This is a genomic window from Alloacidobacterium dinghuense (assembly GCF_014274465.1).
GTDB classification, from domain to species: Bacteria; Acidobacteriota; Terriglobia; order Terriglobales; family Acidobacteriaceae; genus Alloacidobacterium; species Alloacidobacterium dinghuense.
On sequence record NZ_CP060394.1, the window covers coordinates 3106068 to 3123602 of the forward strand.

Below are 17535 nucleotides of genomic sequence, written 5' to 3' on the forward strand. Positions count from 1 at the left end.
GTGTTGTCTCAGTGAATGATTGGTTGTGATTCCGTGGGAACGTAATTGAACTGGAAACGCTGCTTGCGCTCTCCAGACTCGAAACGATCATTCCAATCCAGTCGATATTGCCAGGACTGAGTGTCCTCCGGATAATGTTCATTCGCCGGATAAGGATACGTGCTCATTTCATGGAATGGCATTTGCGCGACCGTAAAAGGCATCGCTTCATAAAAGTCCATGTCTTTAACGAAGCCATTTGCATAGAAGAAATAGTCACGTTTCCATCCCGCTGGTAACGGTGGCAGTGATGCATTGCTGAACTCGGCATCAATTTCTTCACCGCTGCCGAATATGACGTAGCGATTATCGACCCCTTGCAAGAGCGGAGTTACATCTCCGTATCTCGTGTAGCTTCCTCTCTGCCATTGGAACGGACCTGTGGCGCTGATGCGGTCGTAGTGATACGTCAGGTCTCCGGGGGTTTCGCCATCGACCTGTTGAGGGTAACCGCGGAACGCAAGATGCGCAGTCGCTAAGGGCAACTCTATGCGCCTGGTATTGCTTGCCTGCTCCGGCCCGTTGTCGACCAAAACCTGGTCCCAATAAATCTGCAGATTTGTCTTGATGCGGATGCGGCGCGTACCCTGCGGCAGTTTACCTGTAAGATCGACGACGATGGTTCGTGGCAGCCCTGCCGGGAAACCCATGTCATCGACAACACGCTTCCAGGTGCCGTCCGGCAGTTCCGCCTCGACGAAAGGCGAGATCGGCTGCAGGCCTGCCTGCCATGCCGCATACATCGAGCTGGCGCTGAAGTATTCAATAAAGCCGCTCATGAAAAGACGCAGCGGATTCTGTGAGGACCACTTGCCTAAATCGAGCGTAAGGGTGTGCATGTTCGCATAGCCCGCATATTTGAGGTTGGTAAAGTCGCGCACGTATTTGTGATCGCGCTTCGCTAAGAGAGCCAGAACATCGTGCCCCTGGTCGTCCCACGCTCCCGCGAGTGGTCGCGTTTCCGCAGAAGCAACTACTGTAGCGCCGGAAGCGAATGGGGGCTCATTGAGAAAACGATCGTCGGGATAGACTTCGGTACCTTCAGGATGATCGACAGCCACGAGTCTTAACTGATCAATGTAATTGATTTCTTCCATGGGCTCGCCAAAGCGAAGACTCAAGTAACCATTCCGCGCCTTCAGCTGCGAACCATCGACCTTAACCCATTCGTCTGGGTCGGCCTTGTTCGTCGCAGCAGGAGACACCCAGTGGCCGACAACAGCGGCGCCAATCACGTCCGATACGAACTGATATTTGTTGCCATCCCATCCAAACAGCACCGGACAGGAGCTGCCTCTGCGGTCGAGCTCTTGCAACGCGACAGGTTTGTTGGCGGCGACATCCAACTCGTCCTGTGGAACACCGGTCGGCCATAGCAAGCGAACCACATCGGCGCTTTCCGCTTGCCCGAGCCCTGCAAGGATTTCTGTTGAGCCCTGGCTCAGATATCCGCTGCCACCGGCCACTTCAAACTTCTGCATGCGGCCATTGGAGAACACTTCCACCTTCGTACCGATCGCGGATTTGTTGTCTGCCAGACCAGTAAGGGAAATGCGCAGAGAATGATTTCGATTGCCGCCTACATTGCGCAAAACAAGCGGCGCAACGTTCAACTGCGTGACGATGAGATCAGCTGCTCCGTCGCCGTCGATATCAGCGGCTACTACGGAACGTGGATTTACGAGCTTGAGCCCACTCAGACCCAGGGTGTCGCTGACATCTTCAAATCCCTCGGGGCCTCGGTTACGCCAGACATGCAGCTCTGGCCCTTTAGCGGTTTCGATGACAGCTGCAAGATCAATCCAGCCATCATTGTCGAAGTCGATCGCGGTAACTCCCCATGCTGCCGTCGCGCCAGCGATGGGTAACGAGACGCGCTCGAAATGCTTGCCCTCCACATTTCGCCAGAGGCTAATCCCAGGAGATCCGGCATGGGTGACCGCAACGTCCATCCATCCATCTTTATTGAAGTCGAAAACATAGACGCCTAGAGTGGGCGCGAGTGCGGCATCGCTGTACAACGATACTGCCTTAAAGGCGCCTTCTCGCTGGTTCTCGTAAATCGTCGGCGCGCTGCCGGCACCCGTCACGACCAGATCGACAGCGCGATCATTGTTGATGTCCGAGAGCGTGGCTCCTGTCGTGTTTGCGCTTCCCGCGAGTCCTGTCGGACCGGTCCATTCAGTGAAGGTCGAGTCACCATTGTTGCGCCAGAGAACGCTTGGGCCTTTTCCAGACGCAAGCGGAGAGCCAGTCACAAAGAGATCCAGGTCGCCATCGTGATCAAAGTCGACAAATGTCAGCCCGGCGGGGTGATTCAACTGCTCGATCCCGACGGTCTTCGTTACGTCAGCAAATTTTCCGTGCCCCAGGTTGTGAAAAAGCACGACGCGATCACTCAAGGCAACAGCCAGGTCAGGCTGGCCATCGTTGCCATAATCGCCCACTGCGCAAGCGATCCCCTGACCGCTTATTTCCAGTCCTGTCTGCTGTGCGGGTATCTCTTCCAATGCGCCACTCGGCAGAGCTTTATAAACGCGGATTGCCGCATCGCCCTGGCTCATGACGACGATATTTTTATCGCCCTTCCCTTCTACGTCGAGAATGCAGGCGCCGCCACCGGCTGCATTCTTTGCCGCTGGCAAAGCATCCGCAGGAGCGGTTGATCCAGTCTGGGCTACAAAATGCACGGGTATCATTGGCCCGGCAGCCTGCAACGGGGCGAGCATGTCCTGAACCGTGGCATTATGCCCCTGTTCACCGTAGGTCACAGTGAGAGGCGTACCAACCTTAGTCTGCGTGATCTGCTGAAAGCGCTTGAGGTGTTCATGCGCCTCGGCCACTTTCCCAGAACGCTGCAGCGCGCTCGCCAGTCCAAATTCCGCCGAAGCATGGAGGGGGTTTAACTGTAGTGCACTCTCAAACTCTTTGATGGCATCGTCATATTTCTTGAGATTGAGATAGAGCGAACCGAGGTAATAGTAGGTGTCCGCGTCATCCGGATCGATTTTGAGGGCATGGTTGAAGTCATCGATCGCGAGCGTGGGGTTGTCGCCGGTGAAGTGCGTCAGCCCCAGGCTGTACCAGATGTGAACATTGTTCGGATCAATAGCGGCTGCCTGCTTCAGAGCCTCTTCTGCCTCGGGCAACTTACGCAAATAGAGCAGGGCAATGCCTTGGTTCAGCATGGGCACGGCGGCTGTCGAATCAAGTTCGCGCGCCTCTTCGAATTTCGCCAATGCCTTCTCCGTCAGTTGTTGGTTCATCAGCGCCACGCCGGTGTTGTTGATCCTCGCTGCAGCGACGGTATCGCGAGAGGTATCCGCCGTTGAGGCACGGAGAACGTTCGTAAAAGCCACAGTTAAGAAGAGAATTGCGACCGTGCTTAAACGAATCGAAGTTTTGCGACGAGGCCTGCAAGATACGGAATGGGGCTCTTGCGAATTTTCGAAAGGGATAAATCGAGAGAAGTTGACTCGCATTGACGCAAATGATTATAGAGGACGGCGAAGACGATCATCGATCATCGCATCCATGTCCATCGGGTGATGGGAGCCGTACGCCGGACAAGATAAAAAGCGTAAACTGTTTGCAAACGAAGCTTACCTAGAGGATTGCAGTGCAGCAATACATCGAAAGAGTTGTCGACCTCACAGAGCCGGAATCAAATCAGATCTATAATCTTACCCTGGAAGAGGCGCAACGCCTTTTGCTCGAACAGCCAGCCGTTGCTATTCGCGGCATTGAGGGATCATTTGCTCTCATCGCACGCTCGGGGAAAACAGTGAAGATGGCGAGGTCACTCGACCGGCCGATGCGCTATTTTCTTGCGAAGCGACAAGAGGGCCCCGTTCTGCTTGTGGCAGCACGCATCGACACGATTTATGACTGGCTAAAAAGTGAAGGACTCGATGGCCAGTTCCATCCCAGCTACACGCGGATGGTACCGGCTCATCACGTGGTCGAAATTCAACTCGTTGGATGCCCCGACCCCGATCCCGTCTACACGCGCTTCTTTACTCCCGAACTTGGCACGCTGCCCCCAGATGTTGAGCGGATTGGCGAGGCATACATCGCAGCGCTTGATGAGGAAGTATCGCAGTGGCTCACCCGTGTGCCTTCAGGTGAGCCGATTGGCGTGTGCTTTTCCGGCGGCATCGACAGCGGCAGCGTTTTCCTCACGGCTTACCATGTGATGCAGAAACGCGGCATGCATTTGAGCCGACTCAAAGCTTTTGTTCTCGATCTCGGCAACGGTCCAGATGTACAACAAGCCCGGGCTTTTCTCAACGCTCTTGATCTCGGGATCTTTCTTGAGCCAATTGAGACACACGCTTCGACGCTCAATGCACAAGAGACGATCCGGATTGTTGAGGATTACAAACCGCTTGATATTGAATCTGCGACGATGGCGCTGGCTCTCTGCCGCGGGATTCGCGAACGATATCCCGATTGGCGCTACTTAATGGATGGTGATGGCGGAGATGAAAATCTTAAGGACTATCCCATCGAAGAGAATCCCGAACTTACAATCCGCAGCGTCGTCCACAATCGGATGCTGTACCAGGAAGGCTGGGGCGTTGGAAAAATCAAGCATTCTCTGACTTACAGCGGCGGCCTTAGCCGCTCGTATACACGCACTTATGCGCCGGCTCACCACTTCGGTTTTCTAGGTTTCAGCCCTTATACGCGGCCGAACGTTGTCGCTGTGGCAGAGGCGATTCCTTTCATTCAGTTGACCGATTACAGCGTCGGTCGGCTCTATGAATTGAAGGGTGAGATTGTCTCGCGAGGAATAGAGAAGCTCACGGGGTTGAAGATGCCCGTATTCCCGAAGCGCCGCTTCCAGCACGGTGCTTTGCCCGAAGATGCGCTGCGCCGGAAACTGCCTTTTCGCGAAGCGGAGTATCGAAAGCAGTTTCTGTCTCTCTATCAGTGAAATGTCCCCGACTCTCACTTATCCAGTTCGGCTATCGGAACGTGACAGTTGGATTCTGTCACAGCGGCCGCAGCGCAATGCTCTGGATCCTCGGCAACCATACTCCTTTTTTGTCGAAGAGGAGTGCTCGCCTACAGGAGAGATTGCGCCGGTGGCCACGGTATTTTTAACAAATTGCGAATGCCCTTGGCGCTGCGTGATGTGCGATCTCTGGCGGAATACACTGACCGAATCTGTCCCTGCAGGAGCGATACCAGAACAAATCGACTACGCGTTGGTACGACTAGCTCCGGCAAGACAGATCAAGCTCTACAATAGCGGCAGCTTTTTTGACCGGAGGGCGATCCCAGCAGAGGACTACTCCGCGATCGCAAACCGTGTGCTTTCGTTCGAGAGAACCATTGTTGAAAGCCATCCTGCCTTGATCGGCAACGCGTGCCTCACTTTTCGCGACATGCTTTCCAATCAGCTGGAAGTGGCAATGGGGCTGGAAACCGTTCATCCGGAAATTCTGGATCGCTTGAATAAACGAATGACGCTCGATGACTTCTCGGCAGCGGCGGAATTTCTGCGGAGCAGCGCGATTGATCTCAGAGTATTCATCCTTGTGCAGCCTCCTTTTATGCCGCCAGCTGAGTCACTCCATTGGGCGCAGCGCTCTCTGGACTTTGCGTTCGACTGTGGGGCAACTGCCGCAACGCTGATTCCAACGCGCGGTGGAAATGGCGCTATGGAAATATTGGCAGGGCACGGAGACTTTGCACCGCCTCCCCTTAAGACCGTAGAAGCAGCCGCCGAGTACGGAATCGAATTGCGCAGAGGACGCGTCTTGGTTGACCTATGGGATCTCCCTGCGAGTACAGAAGAGTGCGCGGAGTGCCTCAGCCAGCGTGTCGCTCGACTGCGTGAAATGAATCTCACGCAGCGCATTCAGCCTCGCACGGGTTGCACCCACTGTGAAGGGCGCGATTGAAATTCAAGTACGACATTGCCATTGTGGGCTCGGGCTTCGCGGGTTCCTTGATGTCCATGATTGCCCGACGCCTGGGCCTTTCCGTCATCCTGCTTGAGCGAGGCAAACACCCCCGATTCATGATCGGCGAATCGTCGACGCCACTCTCGAACCTGCTTCTCGAAGAGTTGGCCGATCGTTACGACTTGCCCGCAATCAAGCCTTTAGCAAAGTGGGGCAGTTGGCAGCAACATTATCCGGAGATAGGGTGCGGTCTGAAGCGAGGCTTTACCTTTTATCATCACGTACTCGGTCAGCCTTGCACACCAGATCAAGAGCGCACAAACCAGCTCCTGGTCGCAGCAAGTCCCCGCGACCAAATAGCCGATACGCACTGGTATCGCGCAGACTTCGATGCATTTTTGGTAAGTCAGGCTCAGAGCTTGGGCGTTGACTATTTCGATGAAATTGAACTTGGACAACCGACGTTTCTGGACGATGAAGTTGAGCTAGAGGGACGGAAAGATGGCCGCCTTATTTCGTTGCGCGCCGAGTTTATTGTCGATGCTACGGGTCCTCGAGGCTTTCTGCATCGCGCCTTGCAACTTCAACAGGCAAAATTACCGAATTACCCTTCCACACAAGCTCTCTACAGCCACTTTTCGGGCGTAAAGCGTCTCGATGAGATCAATCAATTCCAAGATGTCCCACCCTATCCCGTCGACGATGCGGCGGTTCATCATGTTTTTGATGGTGGCTGGATTTGGGTACTTCGCTTCAACAATGGAATCACCAGTGCCGGCATTGCAGCGACCGAGAATACCGCCGCTGCGTTGCACTTTGAGGATGGAGCGCTTGCATGGGATCGGCTGCTTAACTTTATGCCAATGCTTAAGAGGCAGTTCGTCGAAGCGAGGGCATTACGCCCATTTACCTGTGTTCGGCAACTATCCTTCCTGAGCAACACGGTTTGTGGCGATCGCTGGGCCTTGCTCCCGTCAGCGGCGGGTTTCGTCGATCCGCTGCTTTCGACAGGTTTCCCGCTTACGCTCCTGGGAATTAGCAGGCTGGCCGACATTCTTGAGCGTGAATGGAATTCGCGCCATTTCGACATAGGTCTGCAAAGATACGCGACAAAGACTTTGGCTGAAGTACACGCAACGGGGCAGTTGATCGGGAGCCTGTACGCGAACATGAACAACTTTCCAGTCTTTGCTGCGCTTTCTTTGCTTTACTTTGCGGCGGCCAGTTTCTCAGAGACTGCTCGAAGATTGAAGAAGCCGCATCTAGCGCCGTCATTTTTGTTGCATGATCATCTGACCTTTGGGCCGGCATGTCGAACGTTGCTGGATCGCGCTTTGCATATTCAAAGCGAGCAGGATGCGGCGAACCTGATTGCAGAGGTTCTGCGCGTGATTGAGCCGATTGATGTTGCAGGGCTTTGCAGGCAAGACCGGCACAACTGGTATCCGGTCGTCGCAGAAGACCTGTTTCGCTCGGCAACCAAGGTAGAAGCAACCCCGGATGAGATTGCCCAGCTGCTGCACACCTGCGGTTTCTATTCGTAGCTTATTGTTCGGTCTTTGGCTTTGAAAATACGATCGGCACTGCTGAAATCATGCCTTTGCCCTCTTCGAGCGTAATGAATTGGTTTACCTTGATATTGGGAATTGACTCCTTCTTTCCACTCGGCCATACGATCTCAAGCACTACTGTCTTGTCTGCATCCGGTTTGCCTAGCCCGAAGGTGAGTGGCAATTCGCTTTGCGAAAGATAACTTGATCCATCTCTCACCATGCCGAATAGACGGAGGCCTTTGCTGGTCTTAACTGTAATCTTCGCGCCGATGCCATCGCGATTTGATCGTGTTCCGATCGCTTTCACTTTGAGCATGTCATTTTGATTTCCGTTGTCATTGCGCAGCAGCTTCGCCGGACCGTTACTGGTTGTCATCACCAGATCGAGATCCCCATCGTTGTCGAAATCCAAGTAGGCAGCGCCTCGCCCAACCATTGGCTGGCGCAGTGCTGAGCCAACTTTGTCTGTCACATCTTCAAACTTTCCATTGCCTTTGTTGTGGAAGAGCAGCGGCGGTTCTGCGTAATGAAGGGTAGGCGTCACTACGCTCACGTCATCGGCGACGTGACCGTTGGCGGCAAAAATATCCGGCAAGCCGTCGAGATCGTAGTCGAAGAAAAAGGTGCTGAAAGTAAGCGAACTCGCAGACGCTGGACCAATTCCATCAGTCATCGCTTTGTCCGTGAACAAGCCAGAACCATCATTCTGATAGAGCGCCATGCTTTCATTGGCAAAATTTCCGATGACGAGACTTTGATGGCCGGAAAGATCGTAGTCAGCGGCGTCGGCCCCCATGCCTGCGCGCGCCTTGCCCGCATCACTGAAGGCAACCCCTGTAGCGAACGCCTCGTCGGTAAACGTGCCGTTGTGATTGTTGTGGTAGAGCTTGTTCGCCTGCGTGTCATTGGCGACAAAGAGGTCCATCCAGCCGTCATCGTCGTAGTCAAGCAAAACAACACCGAGCGACTTACTGCCTGGATCGTAAAGGCCGGCCTTTTTGGTTACGTCTTCAAACGTGCCATTGCCTTTGTTGTGATACAGCGTTGCACTCTGGCCTTTGTATAGTTCGGGCGTGCAATAGGATTTGTGTTTGCCATCGAGCGTGCAGTATTGGTCCGTGGCAGGAGACCACTCGACATAGTGTGAAACAAAAAGATCGAGCTTGCCGTCGTTGTCGTAGTCAAACCATACCGCGCCCGTTGAAAACCCTGGATCGCGTACTCCTGCTTTGCCGGTTACATCGGCGAACTTCCCGTTGCCGAGGTTGCGAAAAAGATGGTTGCCGTCGAGCGCTGTGATGTAGATATCGTCAAATCCATCGTTGTCGTAATCGGCGGCGGCGCAGCCAAGGCCATACATTTCTACCTCTAAACCAGCCTGCCGAGTCACATCCGTAAATGTGCCGTCCTTGTTGTTGTGATAGAGGGCGGGATAGGACTTGCTCGTCTTATGCTCGGGCCAATCCATGGAATTGACGAACAGAATGTCCTGCCAGCCATCGTTGTCATAATCCAAAACACACACGCCGCTGCCCATGGTTTCGGGCAGGTATTTCTTCCCAAAGGCGCCGCTGTTGTGTTTGAAATGGATGCCCGCCTGCGTTGTAACGTCAGTGAACCGAATAGGGCCGGAGGGACGTACGGGGGCGGCCTCTACACTCGTGTTCGACTCAGGCGCAACGGCTGCCGCAGGATGACTTGCAGTTGGTTCCTCGTTTTTCGGGGCCGGGGTTGAGGGTGTTCGTGTGCAGCCGGAGATAAGAAGAATTGCAACCAGTGGGAAAAGGCGGACCACCCGCACGCGCAACAACATCAATAGAACTTTCCTTTCCGTCCCTCATCCATATTGTTGTTAGGCTCGTGCGGGAATGCTCGCTGAACGGCGCGAGTTCATCCACATCTCAATCAGCATGGCAATTGGCCCGACGATAAACAGTGCATAAAGCGGAGCATAAATGCTTTGATCCAGCCGTAGAAGGAATTCAACCACTGCCACGAAGAAGACGACAATACACTGCCCCAACTTTGAACGTACTGTTGTCTTCGGATCTGTGATCATGAAGAAAATGAAAAGCTGATACTCCGGTCCCGTTATCGGGGAAATCTCGGACTGCCACGGGTCTCCCGTAATCTTCGCGCGCAGAAGAGCGAGCAATATGAAAGAAACGACATAGACAGCACAGATGTGAAAACGGCGGAGACGCCAGATAATCGCCGCTCCGAGCGCCCAGATGACCAGCATTGCCCAGAGATTGTTGCCCCACTGAATGCTGAGGCTGGCGACGGCTTCCGCTGCCAGAAAGAGCATTACGCAAATGCCGAAATTCGATGGGTTCCAGATGTGGCGGCCCTTTACGCGCAGTACATATTTGGAGGTTATCGCCAGAAGACTGCACAGAGCGTACGGCCAGAAGCCGGGAGAACGCAGCAGAATGCCTACACTGATTCCAGTAATGTATGCGCTGGCCAGGTGTGGCCATTTGTGAAAGAAGATACGGCCTAACACCAGCTCCGCCGCGATGCTCGTACCAATGGCAAGCAGCGTCTTCTGATAGCTCTCCAGAATGCCGAATGTGAGATGACCGACCAGCAGAATGAGCGTAATAAAGAGAGGCGGAATAAACCTGTTATCGAGACTAAATACCTGCTTCCACCGGGATGCCTGACCAGAAGGCGATGCGGGAGTCGTAATGGCTGGTTGGCTCATGCGGGCTCCTCAATCTTATAGAGTTTGCCTGCCGCTAGACCATTCAAGGTTTGCACTTTGCCCGAAGGCCAGCGAATCACTGCTTTCTCGATCTGCGGATTCTTTCCTAATCCAAAATGGACGCGGCGGTCGTTTTGCGCGGAAAAGCCGCATCCGCCGGAAACCTCCTGAACCTGTTCCTGGCCGTTCCAGAACAATGCGATCTGCGCGCCGATAGCGCTGCGGTTGCTCTTCGTTCCTTCGAGCGCAAACTCGATCCACTCGTTACCCGGAGTTACTGTGTTTTTGTAGAGCAGCAACGGTCCGCGCTGATTCGCTACCACGACATCGAGGACTCCCCGATTCCACAAGTCTGCAAGGGCAACAGCGCGTCCGTCGTGCGTGTCGGTCACTCCAACCGCTTGTGCCACGTCCACGAATTTACCAGCGCCGTCATTCAACCACACGTGCTTTTGCTGATAACCTGAGAGGCTTCGGCCATCCATTGCCGGCCAGTCCTTAGCATCTCCAATAATGGACGAATTACCACCGGCAACCTTGGAGAAGTCGTACCAGTAATTCTTGTTGTGATTGAGTGAGACATAGCCATTCGTCAGGAAAAGGTCCAGCGTCCCGTCATTGTTCAGATCGCCAAACTGCGCCCCGAAGCTCCACCCGCCTAGTTCCACGCCCATATCACGGGCAAGGTTCTCAAATTTGATGTCTTTGCCTGACGCATTTTCTTTGGGGACCCAAAGATTATTCCCCTGAATCAGCACACCATCTTCTGAGATATTCGAGACATAAACCGCATACCGGCCCTGATTAAAAATGTCACCGAACGCAACATTCATCCCACTCTTGGGAGCGAAACCTACTCCACTCTGCTGGCCGGCCTCATGGAAGCTCTTCCCGTCATTGAGATACAGTTCCGAGACTCCATAGTCATTCGCGATAAAGAGATCAGGATGTCCCGTGCCACGCAGGTCTGCCGCACCCGAAGCCAAGGCCCATCGTCTGCTGACGATCCCCAGCTTTGCACTCACTTCTTCAAACTTTCCGTTACCCAGGTTATGGAAGAGATATTTCCTGCCGCCATTCTTGGCGTACTCGAAGCTGTCCGGCATCATTTTCGTTGACTTCAAATGCCACAGATCGACATCCTCCGAGTAATAGCCGCCGACGAACAAGTCGAGCAGGCCATCGCCGTCATAGTCGAACCAGAGCGCCGTGTTTGCGTTGATCCACGGCGGCAGCCCGACCTCTTCGCTCACCCTGGTGAAGCCGTGCCCCTTGTCATTGTGAAAAAGCTCGGGACGACCCCATTTGATCAGGTACAAATCTTCATAACCGTCGTTGTCGTAGTCACCCCACACGGCGCCCATAGAGACGCCTGTGCCTGCCTGGTTCACATCAGCAATGCCCATCTCTTCTGCTACGTCTTTGAATGTGCCGTCGTGCATGTTGCGGTAAAGATGGTTCTTGCTGCCCTCTTTGCTATCTGTTACGTAGATATCCGGCCAGCCATCGCGATCGAAGTCCACAATCGACACTGACGCTCCCATCGAGGCCACTTCCGGCATGATGTGCGCAAGCTTCGGATCAAGCGTCGGTGCCTGATGAACAAAGTCGATGCCGGAGGCGTGGGAGACCTCTTGCAGATAGAAGCCATGGCGAGCAATGGCAGAGCTGATATCGAGCGTCGCAGCAGAGGCCTTGCGCTCAGACGATATGCGCCGCACCACAATGGGCGTCAGCAGAAGCCCCACAAAAAAGAGAATCAATACAATCCGTGCAATTGGTACGCGCTTCATTTTCTGGTGTTACCTCTCAATGCGTTGTCGAAAATATCCGGCGTAACGTAGCGCGTTTGATACGTTTGCCAATCATCCATGTGATGTCTGTATACCCAGTCGTATTCCAGTTTGCCGGGCGGCGTGTCGTATTCCGTCTTAGCGTGGTAAGGATACGGCTGAACACTCCGGGAATAGGTGGAGTTGTAATCACCATCTTTGATCCAGCCATCGCCGACGATGACGTAATCACGCACCCAGCCCGCTGGCGGAGGCGCCGGAGCAGCAAAGCGGAGCGCCAACTCGTCTCCTGCATTCATGATGACGTAGCGATCATCAATGCCCGCCAGCAACGGGCGAACATCGCCGTAACGGGTATAGTATCCGGCGAGATCACGCCAGATCTGCGTTGTCGCCAGCAAATGGTTGTAGTCGGGAATCTCCGGAGACGAGTCGTTGGCTTGATGAATCACAGAGTAGCCGCGATAATGCAGATCGGCCGTCTCCGGCGTGAGCCGCGTAATCTTCATGGGCGAATCGGGAAGTCCCCTGGCCCATTCAATCGAGTCCCAGTAGATTTCCAGATTCGTTCTCAACCGCAATTTGCGGGGAGCTCCGGAAACAAAAATATCTGTCAGATCAATAAGGCATGTCTTGTTGCGGCCTGCGGGGAAGCCTAGATTCGCCCGCGCTAATTTCCAACCGCCGCGGCCATCGGTAACCTCAAGGCTGAGCGCGTGCGGAGGCTCATGGTGCCCCTGACTCATGGCGATGTTGATCGACGAGTCCGAGGGGTGCAGCCAGCCACGCGCGATCAGCCACAGGGGTCCGGTCGCAGGAGCCTGATCCCCAAGATCAATCTCGACATAATGGTCGCGGGTCACGCCCTGATATTGCCCACGCCCGAATGTGTCCAGGTATTTGCCATCAAGGGAGCGCAGAGTATCTGTAACATCTTGTCCGTTGTCATCGACAGCGCGCGCAATTGGTTGCGGCGCCGCCACGGCGGTCACAGCAAGCTTTACAGGGGGCACCGCATAGCGCTCGTCGGTAAATATCTCTGTTCCTGCCGGATGATCGACTGCCATAAGCGCAAGATAGTCGTAGTAATACGTCTCCCATAGCTCGCCCGTGATGCGCAGATCGTAAAATCCGTTCCGTGGAACAAGCTGGTCGCGACCGATTTTGTACCACTCCTGCGTTGCCTCAATGCGGGCAGGGCCAAGCGAGTTGATACGCAGACCGATGGCTGAGCCCCAGGGCACCGTGTCTTTTACAAACTCCATTTGCTTGCCGTTGTACGCAAAGAGAAATGGGCACGAACCTTTCAAGCGCTGCTCTGTGACAATCTCCTGATCGGCCTTGAGCGCAAATTCAGCGCGTACGGAGCCATTCGGCCAGACAAGGCGTGCTACATCCACTTCCGTCTGTTCGCCGAGACCAAAATGCAACTCAGGGCTCGTAATTGGCTGCTTCTGTACCAGCAGTCCGGAACGGATCTCAATATCACCGCCCATGCCGAAAGAGTTGATGCGCTGATCGCCCGTTGTCTGACGTGCTCGGGGCCGGATCGTTTGCCAGTGATAATTCTTAGTTCCTCGATTCACGCCCTGGAAAGGTTGACCATCAGCGGCAATCTCCAGAAGATCCAGTCGTCCATTGCCCTGCAGATCGGCTACATCGAAAACCATAGCCGTAGCGGCAGGCTTGCTCATCTGCACAAACTTGCCGTCTGCACCTTGAAGCCATATGAGAGCAGGTTGTGCAGAATCAACCGATGCAAGGAGTAGATCAAAGGCGCCGTTATTATCTAAATCGCCTACGTGCAGACGAACTTCGTGCGCCAGATAGTTCGCGGCATCTGGCACATTCGCAATCACGGCCGTCGTCCAGTTCTTGTTATCTTCACCCACGGACAAGGCAACAACAGCACCATCACCGCCAACGGCAAGGAGCGCAAGCATACCATTGCGGTCTACGTCTCCCACGGCAATCGCCTTGATGCCAGAGAAACCCGGAGGAAGCGTTTGCTCGTGGAATCTCCCAGAGCGGTCATTGATGAAAACATGCAGTTGGCCTGAACCGTCCATCAACCCTGCATCCGGATTTCCATCGCCATTCAAGTCGGCCCAAACAAATTGCCGCAGACCAGAAATGCCGCTGAAAGGATGAATCGGCGAAAAAGTGCCGTCGCCATTGTTCCTTAAGACGGTCAGCGGCCCATCTTTTGCACCGACGACGATATCAAGATCACCATCCGCCTCGATATCGACAGCCCAGGCGCCTGTATAAGAGCCGTCCGTGATGGCCCTTGGCAACTTGGTTTGATTGGTTACATCGACGAATGTCGCAGGGTTATCCTGTCGCAGGAAACGCAGCCCACCTGCACCGGCAAGCACCAAATCCATCTTGAAGTCATAGTTGAAGTCGACCGGCAAAATGCTCTCCGGTAATGGCGCGACGTTCGTGGAACCGCCTGGAAATGCGAAGGCTGCTCCCGTTGACAGCCGCACTTCGCGCGCGTTCGCTACCGCGACGGCGGGAACGCTCGAACCGTTCAACGAAATTGCACCGATCCAGTTCCACTTTCCCTGAGGAATATTAGGCAGCGGCTGAGCCACGAACGACATTGCCTCATCAGAAGGAGCGGGCTTGAAAACTGGGGTGGTCAGCCGAAGGAAATGGGCAAAGGGTATCGCCTCTTCTCCGGGCTGTGGCTTGATCTCTGCCAGGCTGGACCGAAATTCTGGCAACTGCATCAGAACGTTCCGCAGAAAAATCGAACGCGTCGCTGCTGCCCTCGTCTCAGAACCTCCCGCCGCTCCTTGCAGAGCCGTCAGCTGTTGTTTCACATCCGCTGGCCACGCTCCGGATTGGGCTGCAATCTTATCCACAGCGGAATGGAGCGTCGCCGCATCACCGCGTTTTGCGGCAATGCGGCTCAATTCAAGCAACGCCGCAAGGTTATTCGGCTGCGCGGCAAGAATCTGTTCCATCAGACGTTGAAAATCTGCGTCGCTATTCGCGTCACCCTGTCGTTCCACCTCTGACGCGAGCTGATAGATGGCGCGAAGATTCGCGGGGTTCAACTGAATCGCCTGATGCAGGTCTCCAATCGCCTTGGCCGAATTGCCGCGATCGCCTTCGAGCAGCCCCAGTAAGTAAGAGATGCGGTCGTTCTTCGGAGCAAGCTCGCGTGCCCTGTCCAGTCTTTGCGACGCTGAATCGAAGTTACGCTGCCGCAGCGCCAGGATGCCCCAATTAGCCCATCCGGCCGGCTCCCCAGGAACTAGCTGCGTCGCTTTTCCCAAGTAGCTCTCGGCCCGAACGTCATCGCCCACCTGCAAGGCAGCAAGTCCAACGTAAAAAGTGGAAACAAAATCGGCATAGGCTTTCGAAGATGGATCAGGCAATCGCTCGGCGGAGCGACATCCTGCGAAAAGTAAAGTAAAAGCAGCCACGGTGCAGACTGCAGTACGACCCGAAAGCTCACGAGTGGTCTTCCCGAGCTCTCTAATGCGTGTGCTGATTCTCATGCAATCGTTTATTTTGAAGGTTCTACTGAACATATCGCATTCGAATCAGGCTTGTGAAACTGGGAACCTCCTGACTGGGCGCCTGGTAATTTCCTGAGGTCTAACAGTTTCTCCTCTTTCTGCCTACACGTCTCCACGACAGATAAGGACGACAGCAGCGCACACTCAATCTAATGACATCGAGGACAGCAATGTCATCAACCGAAAGGTTGATGACCATTTCAAACTTTTGATTGAAGCGCACCTCTCGCTTCAATCTATGGGTTGCTGCTCTCTATCCCTGCCTATAAGTTCTAGATCAATTTCAAACTTTAGGTGGTTGACCCGGTCCTCCTACTTCATTCATGTTTGCTGAGATCAGATCAAAGATTGTGTGGCTCTCCACTTCGACAAGTGGGAACGATTCGCTGAAGCACCAGTAGAAATCTCTGCCACGCAAATCGGGAAGAAGAGTCCCGGGAAACTAAGCAGTTCTTTTTGGAGGCAGATTTGCGTAGTTTTATTTATTTCTTAGTCCTGCTGTCAGCGGCAGCCACCTTCTCCGGACAGGCTCAGCAGCAACAACTTGCTTCTTCGCCTCACTCCGTAAACTTCTTTATTTACGATCGGGCCCGGGCTCAGGGGTGGGATTGGTATGAAGCGCCGCCGTATCAGAACAGTTATGGATACGGTGAATCGCTGCTGCGCTTTGGTCTTACACAAAGTATCAGGAACTGGGACTGGCGACTGGAGATAACCCAGCCCACGATCATCGACGCTCCTGACTATGCTGTAAGCCCCGTGACCGCGCAAGGTCAGCTTGGCTTTGGCGGCACCTATTATGCCGCCAACGGCAACAATTCCTATCCTGCTGCGGCATTCTTGAAGCAAGCATTTGCACGCTACAACTTTGGAGAAGGTGATAAGAATCTACGACTCGGACGCTTTGAATTCTTCGATGGGCTGGAGACCAAACCGAAAAATCCAACTCTCGCCTATCTTCAGCCCAACCGCGTCGCTCAGAGGTTAGTAGGCAACTTCAGCTTCACGGTTGCACAGCGCAGCTTCGACGGAGTTGATGCTCACTACGGTCAGGGTTCATGGGACATAACCGCCATGGCAGCACGCGCGAACCAGGGTGTCTTCAACATGAACGGCAATCCGGAGCTAAACGTTGACGTTCAATACCTTGCCTATACCAAGTCCGACTGGAAGGATCGCTTCCTGTGGCGCGTGTTCGCGATTGGATATCACGATGGCCGCACGGGCATCGCGAAAACGGACAACCGGCCGCTACCCGTCCGACAGGCTGATCACCAGAACATTCGCATTGGAACGTACGGCGCTGATTTCCTCACCGCCATCCCTGCTGGACCTGGACAATTCGACTTCATCGGCTGGGGAGTTTTGCAGAATGGCCAATGGGGACCGCAGGATCAGCGTGCAGGTGCCTGGACCGCCGAGGGTGGCTACCAGTTCCTACACGTTGCCAGCACACCATGGTTCCGCAGTGGATGGTTTCGAAGCAGCGGTGACAACAATCCCAGCGATAACAAGCACGGCACATTTGTCGAACTGCTCCCAACACCGCGCGGCTACGCTCGATTTCCGATCTACAACCTGATGAACCTGGAAGATGGGTTCGTGCAGGTGATTGACCGCCCAAGAAAGCCGTGGGAATTGCGGAGCGATCTGCACTGGATCCAGCTGACTTCCGGTAAAGATCTCTGGTATTCGGGAGGCGGTGCGTTCGATAACAAGGTCTTTGGATTTACGGGACGCCCCAGCAATGGGCATTCATCTATGACTTCCATATTCGACATCAGCTCCGATTGGCATGCGACGCACTATCTGGATGTCAATCTGTACTACGCATACAGTTGGGGCAAGTCGGTTGTGGGAGCGATTTATCCCGCGAACCGGAACGCGCAAATGGGCTACCTGGAGTTGGTTTATCACTGGAACACACCGCTGGCTCGTCACTAATGTCTCAGCTAGACATAAGTTGTCTCCGCCTCCAACTTTTGATCGAGG

Annotated in this window: 9 protein-coding genes; 4 read left to right on the top strand and 5 right to left on the bottom strand. The window is 54.3% G+C overall.

The features are described from left to right. Positions 1-8: 8 nt before the first annotated feature. The gene (locus H7849_RS12750; RefSeq protein ID WP_251106771.1) at positions 9-3398 is read right to left on the bottom strand and encodes a CRTAC1 family protein; all 3390 of its coding nucleotides are present in this window, start codon (positions 3396-3398) and stop codon (positions 9-11) included. A gap of 260 nt (positions 3399-3658) precedes the next feature. Between H7849_RS12750 and H7849_RS12755 the strand changes: the two genes are divergently transcribed. The 3 genes from H7849_RS12755 (at position 3659) to H7849_RS12765 (ending at position 7498) form a co-directional block, all read left to right on the top strand. After that, positions 3659-4978: an asparagine synthase-related protein gene (locus H7849_RS12755; RefSeq protein ID WP_222439806.1), complete on the top strand. Its 1320-nt coding sequence runs from the start codon at positions 3659-3661 to the stop codon at positions 4976-4978. 151 nt (positions 4979-5129) lie between these two features. Further along, on the top strand, positions 5130-5951 hold the full coding sequence (locus H7849_RS12760) for a hypothetical protein (RefSeq protein ID WP_222439807.1): 822 nt from the start codon (positions 5130-5132) through the stop codon (positions 5949-5951). Further along, positions 5948-7498, top strand: a complete 1551-nt coding sequence (locus H7849_RS12765) for an NAD(P)/FAD-dependent oxidoreductase (RefSeq protein WP_186747017.1) — start codon at positions 5948-5950, stop codon at positions 7496-7498. The genes H7849_RS12760 and H7849_RS12765 overlap by 4 nt, the downstream gene beginning before the upstream one ends. A 1-nt stretch (position 7499) precedes the next feature. On the opposite strand, the gene H7849_RS12770 is transcribed toward H7849_RS12765, so the two are convergent. Genes H7849_RS12770 through H7849_RS12785 form a run of 4 tightly spaced genes read right to left on the bottom strand, consistent with a single transcriptional unit; the run spans position 7500 to position 15447 of the window. Next, on the bottom strand, positions 7500-9320 hold the full coding sequence (locus tag H7849_RS12770) for a CRTAC1 family protein (RefSeq protein ID WP_186747018.1): 1821 nt from the start codon (positions 9318-9320) through the stop codon (positions 7500-7502). Positions 9321-9359: 39 nt separating this feature from the next. Continuing rightward, positions 9360-10214 (bottom strand): RnfABCDGE type electron transport complex subunit D, encoded by an 855-nt coding sequence (locus tag H7849_RS12775; protein WP_186747019.1) that lies wholly within the window; start codon positions 10212-10214, stop codon positions 9360-9362. After that, positions 10211-12007: a CRTAC1 family protein gene (locus H7849_RS12780; RefSeq protein ID WP_186747020.1), complete on the bottom strand. Its 1797-nt coding sequence runs from the start codon at positions 12005-12007 to the stop codon at positions 10211-10213. Before H7849_RS12780 ends, H7849_RS12775 begins: the two co-directional genes overlap by 4 nt. Beyond that, complete coding sequence (locus H7849_RS12785; protein WP_186747021.1) at positions 12004-15447, bottom strand: CRTAC1 family protein; 3444 nt, start codon at positions 15445-15447, stop codon at positions 12004-12006. The genes H7849_RS12780 and H7849_RS12785 overlap by 4 nt, the downstream gene beginning before the upstream one ends. Positions 15448-16011: 564 nt before the next feature. Between H7849_RS12785 and H7849_RS12790 the strand changes: the two genes are divergently transcribed. Further along, the gene (locus tag H7849_RS12790; protein WP_251106772.1) at positions 16012-17487 is read left to right on the top strand and encodes an alginate export family protein; all 1476 of its coding nucleotides are present in this window, start codon (positions 16012-16014) and stop codon (positions 17485-17487) included. Positions 17488-17535 lie beyond the last annotated feature (48 nt).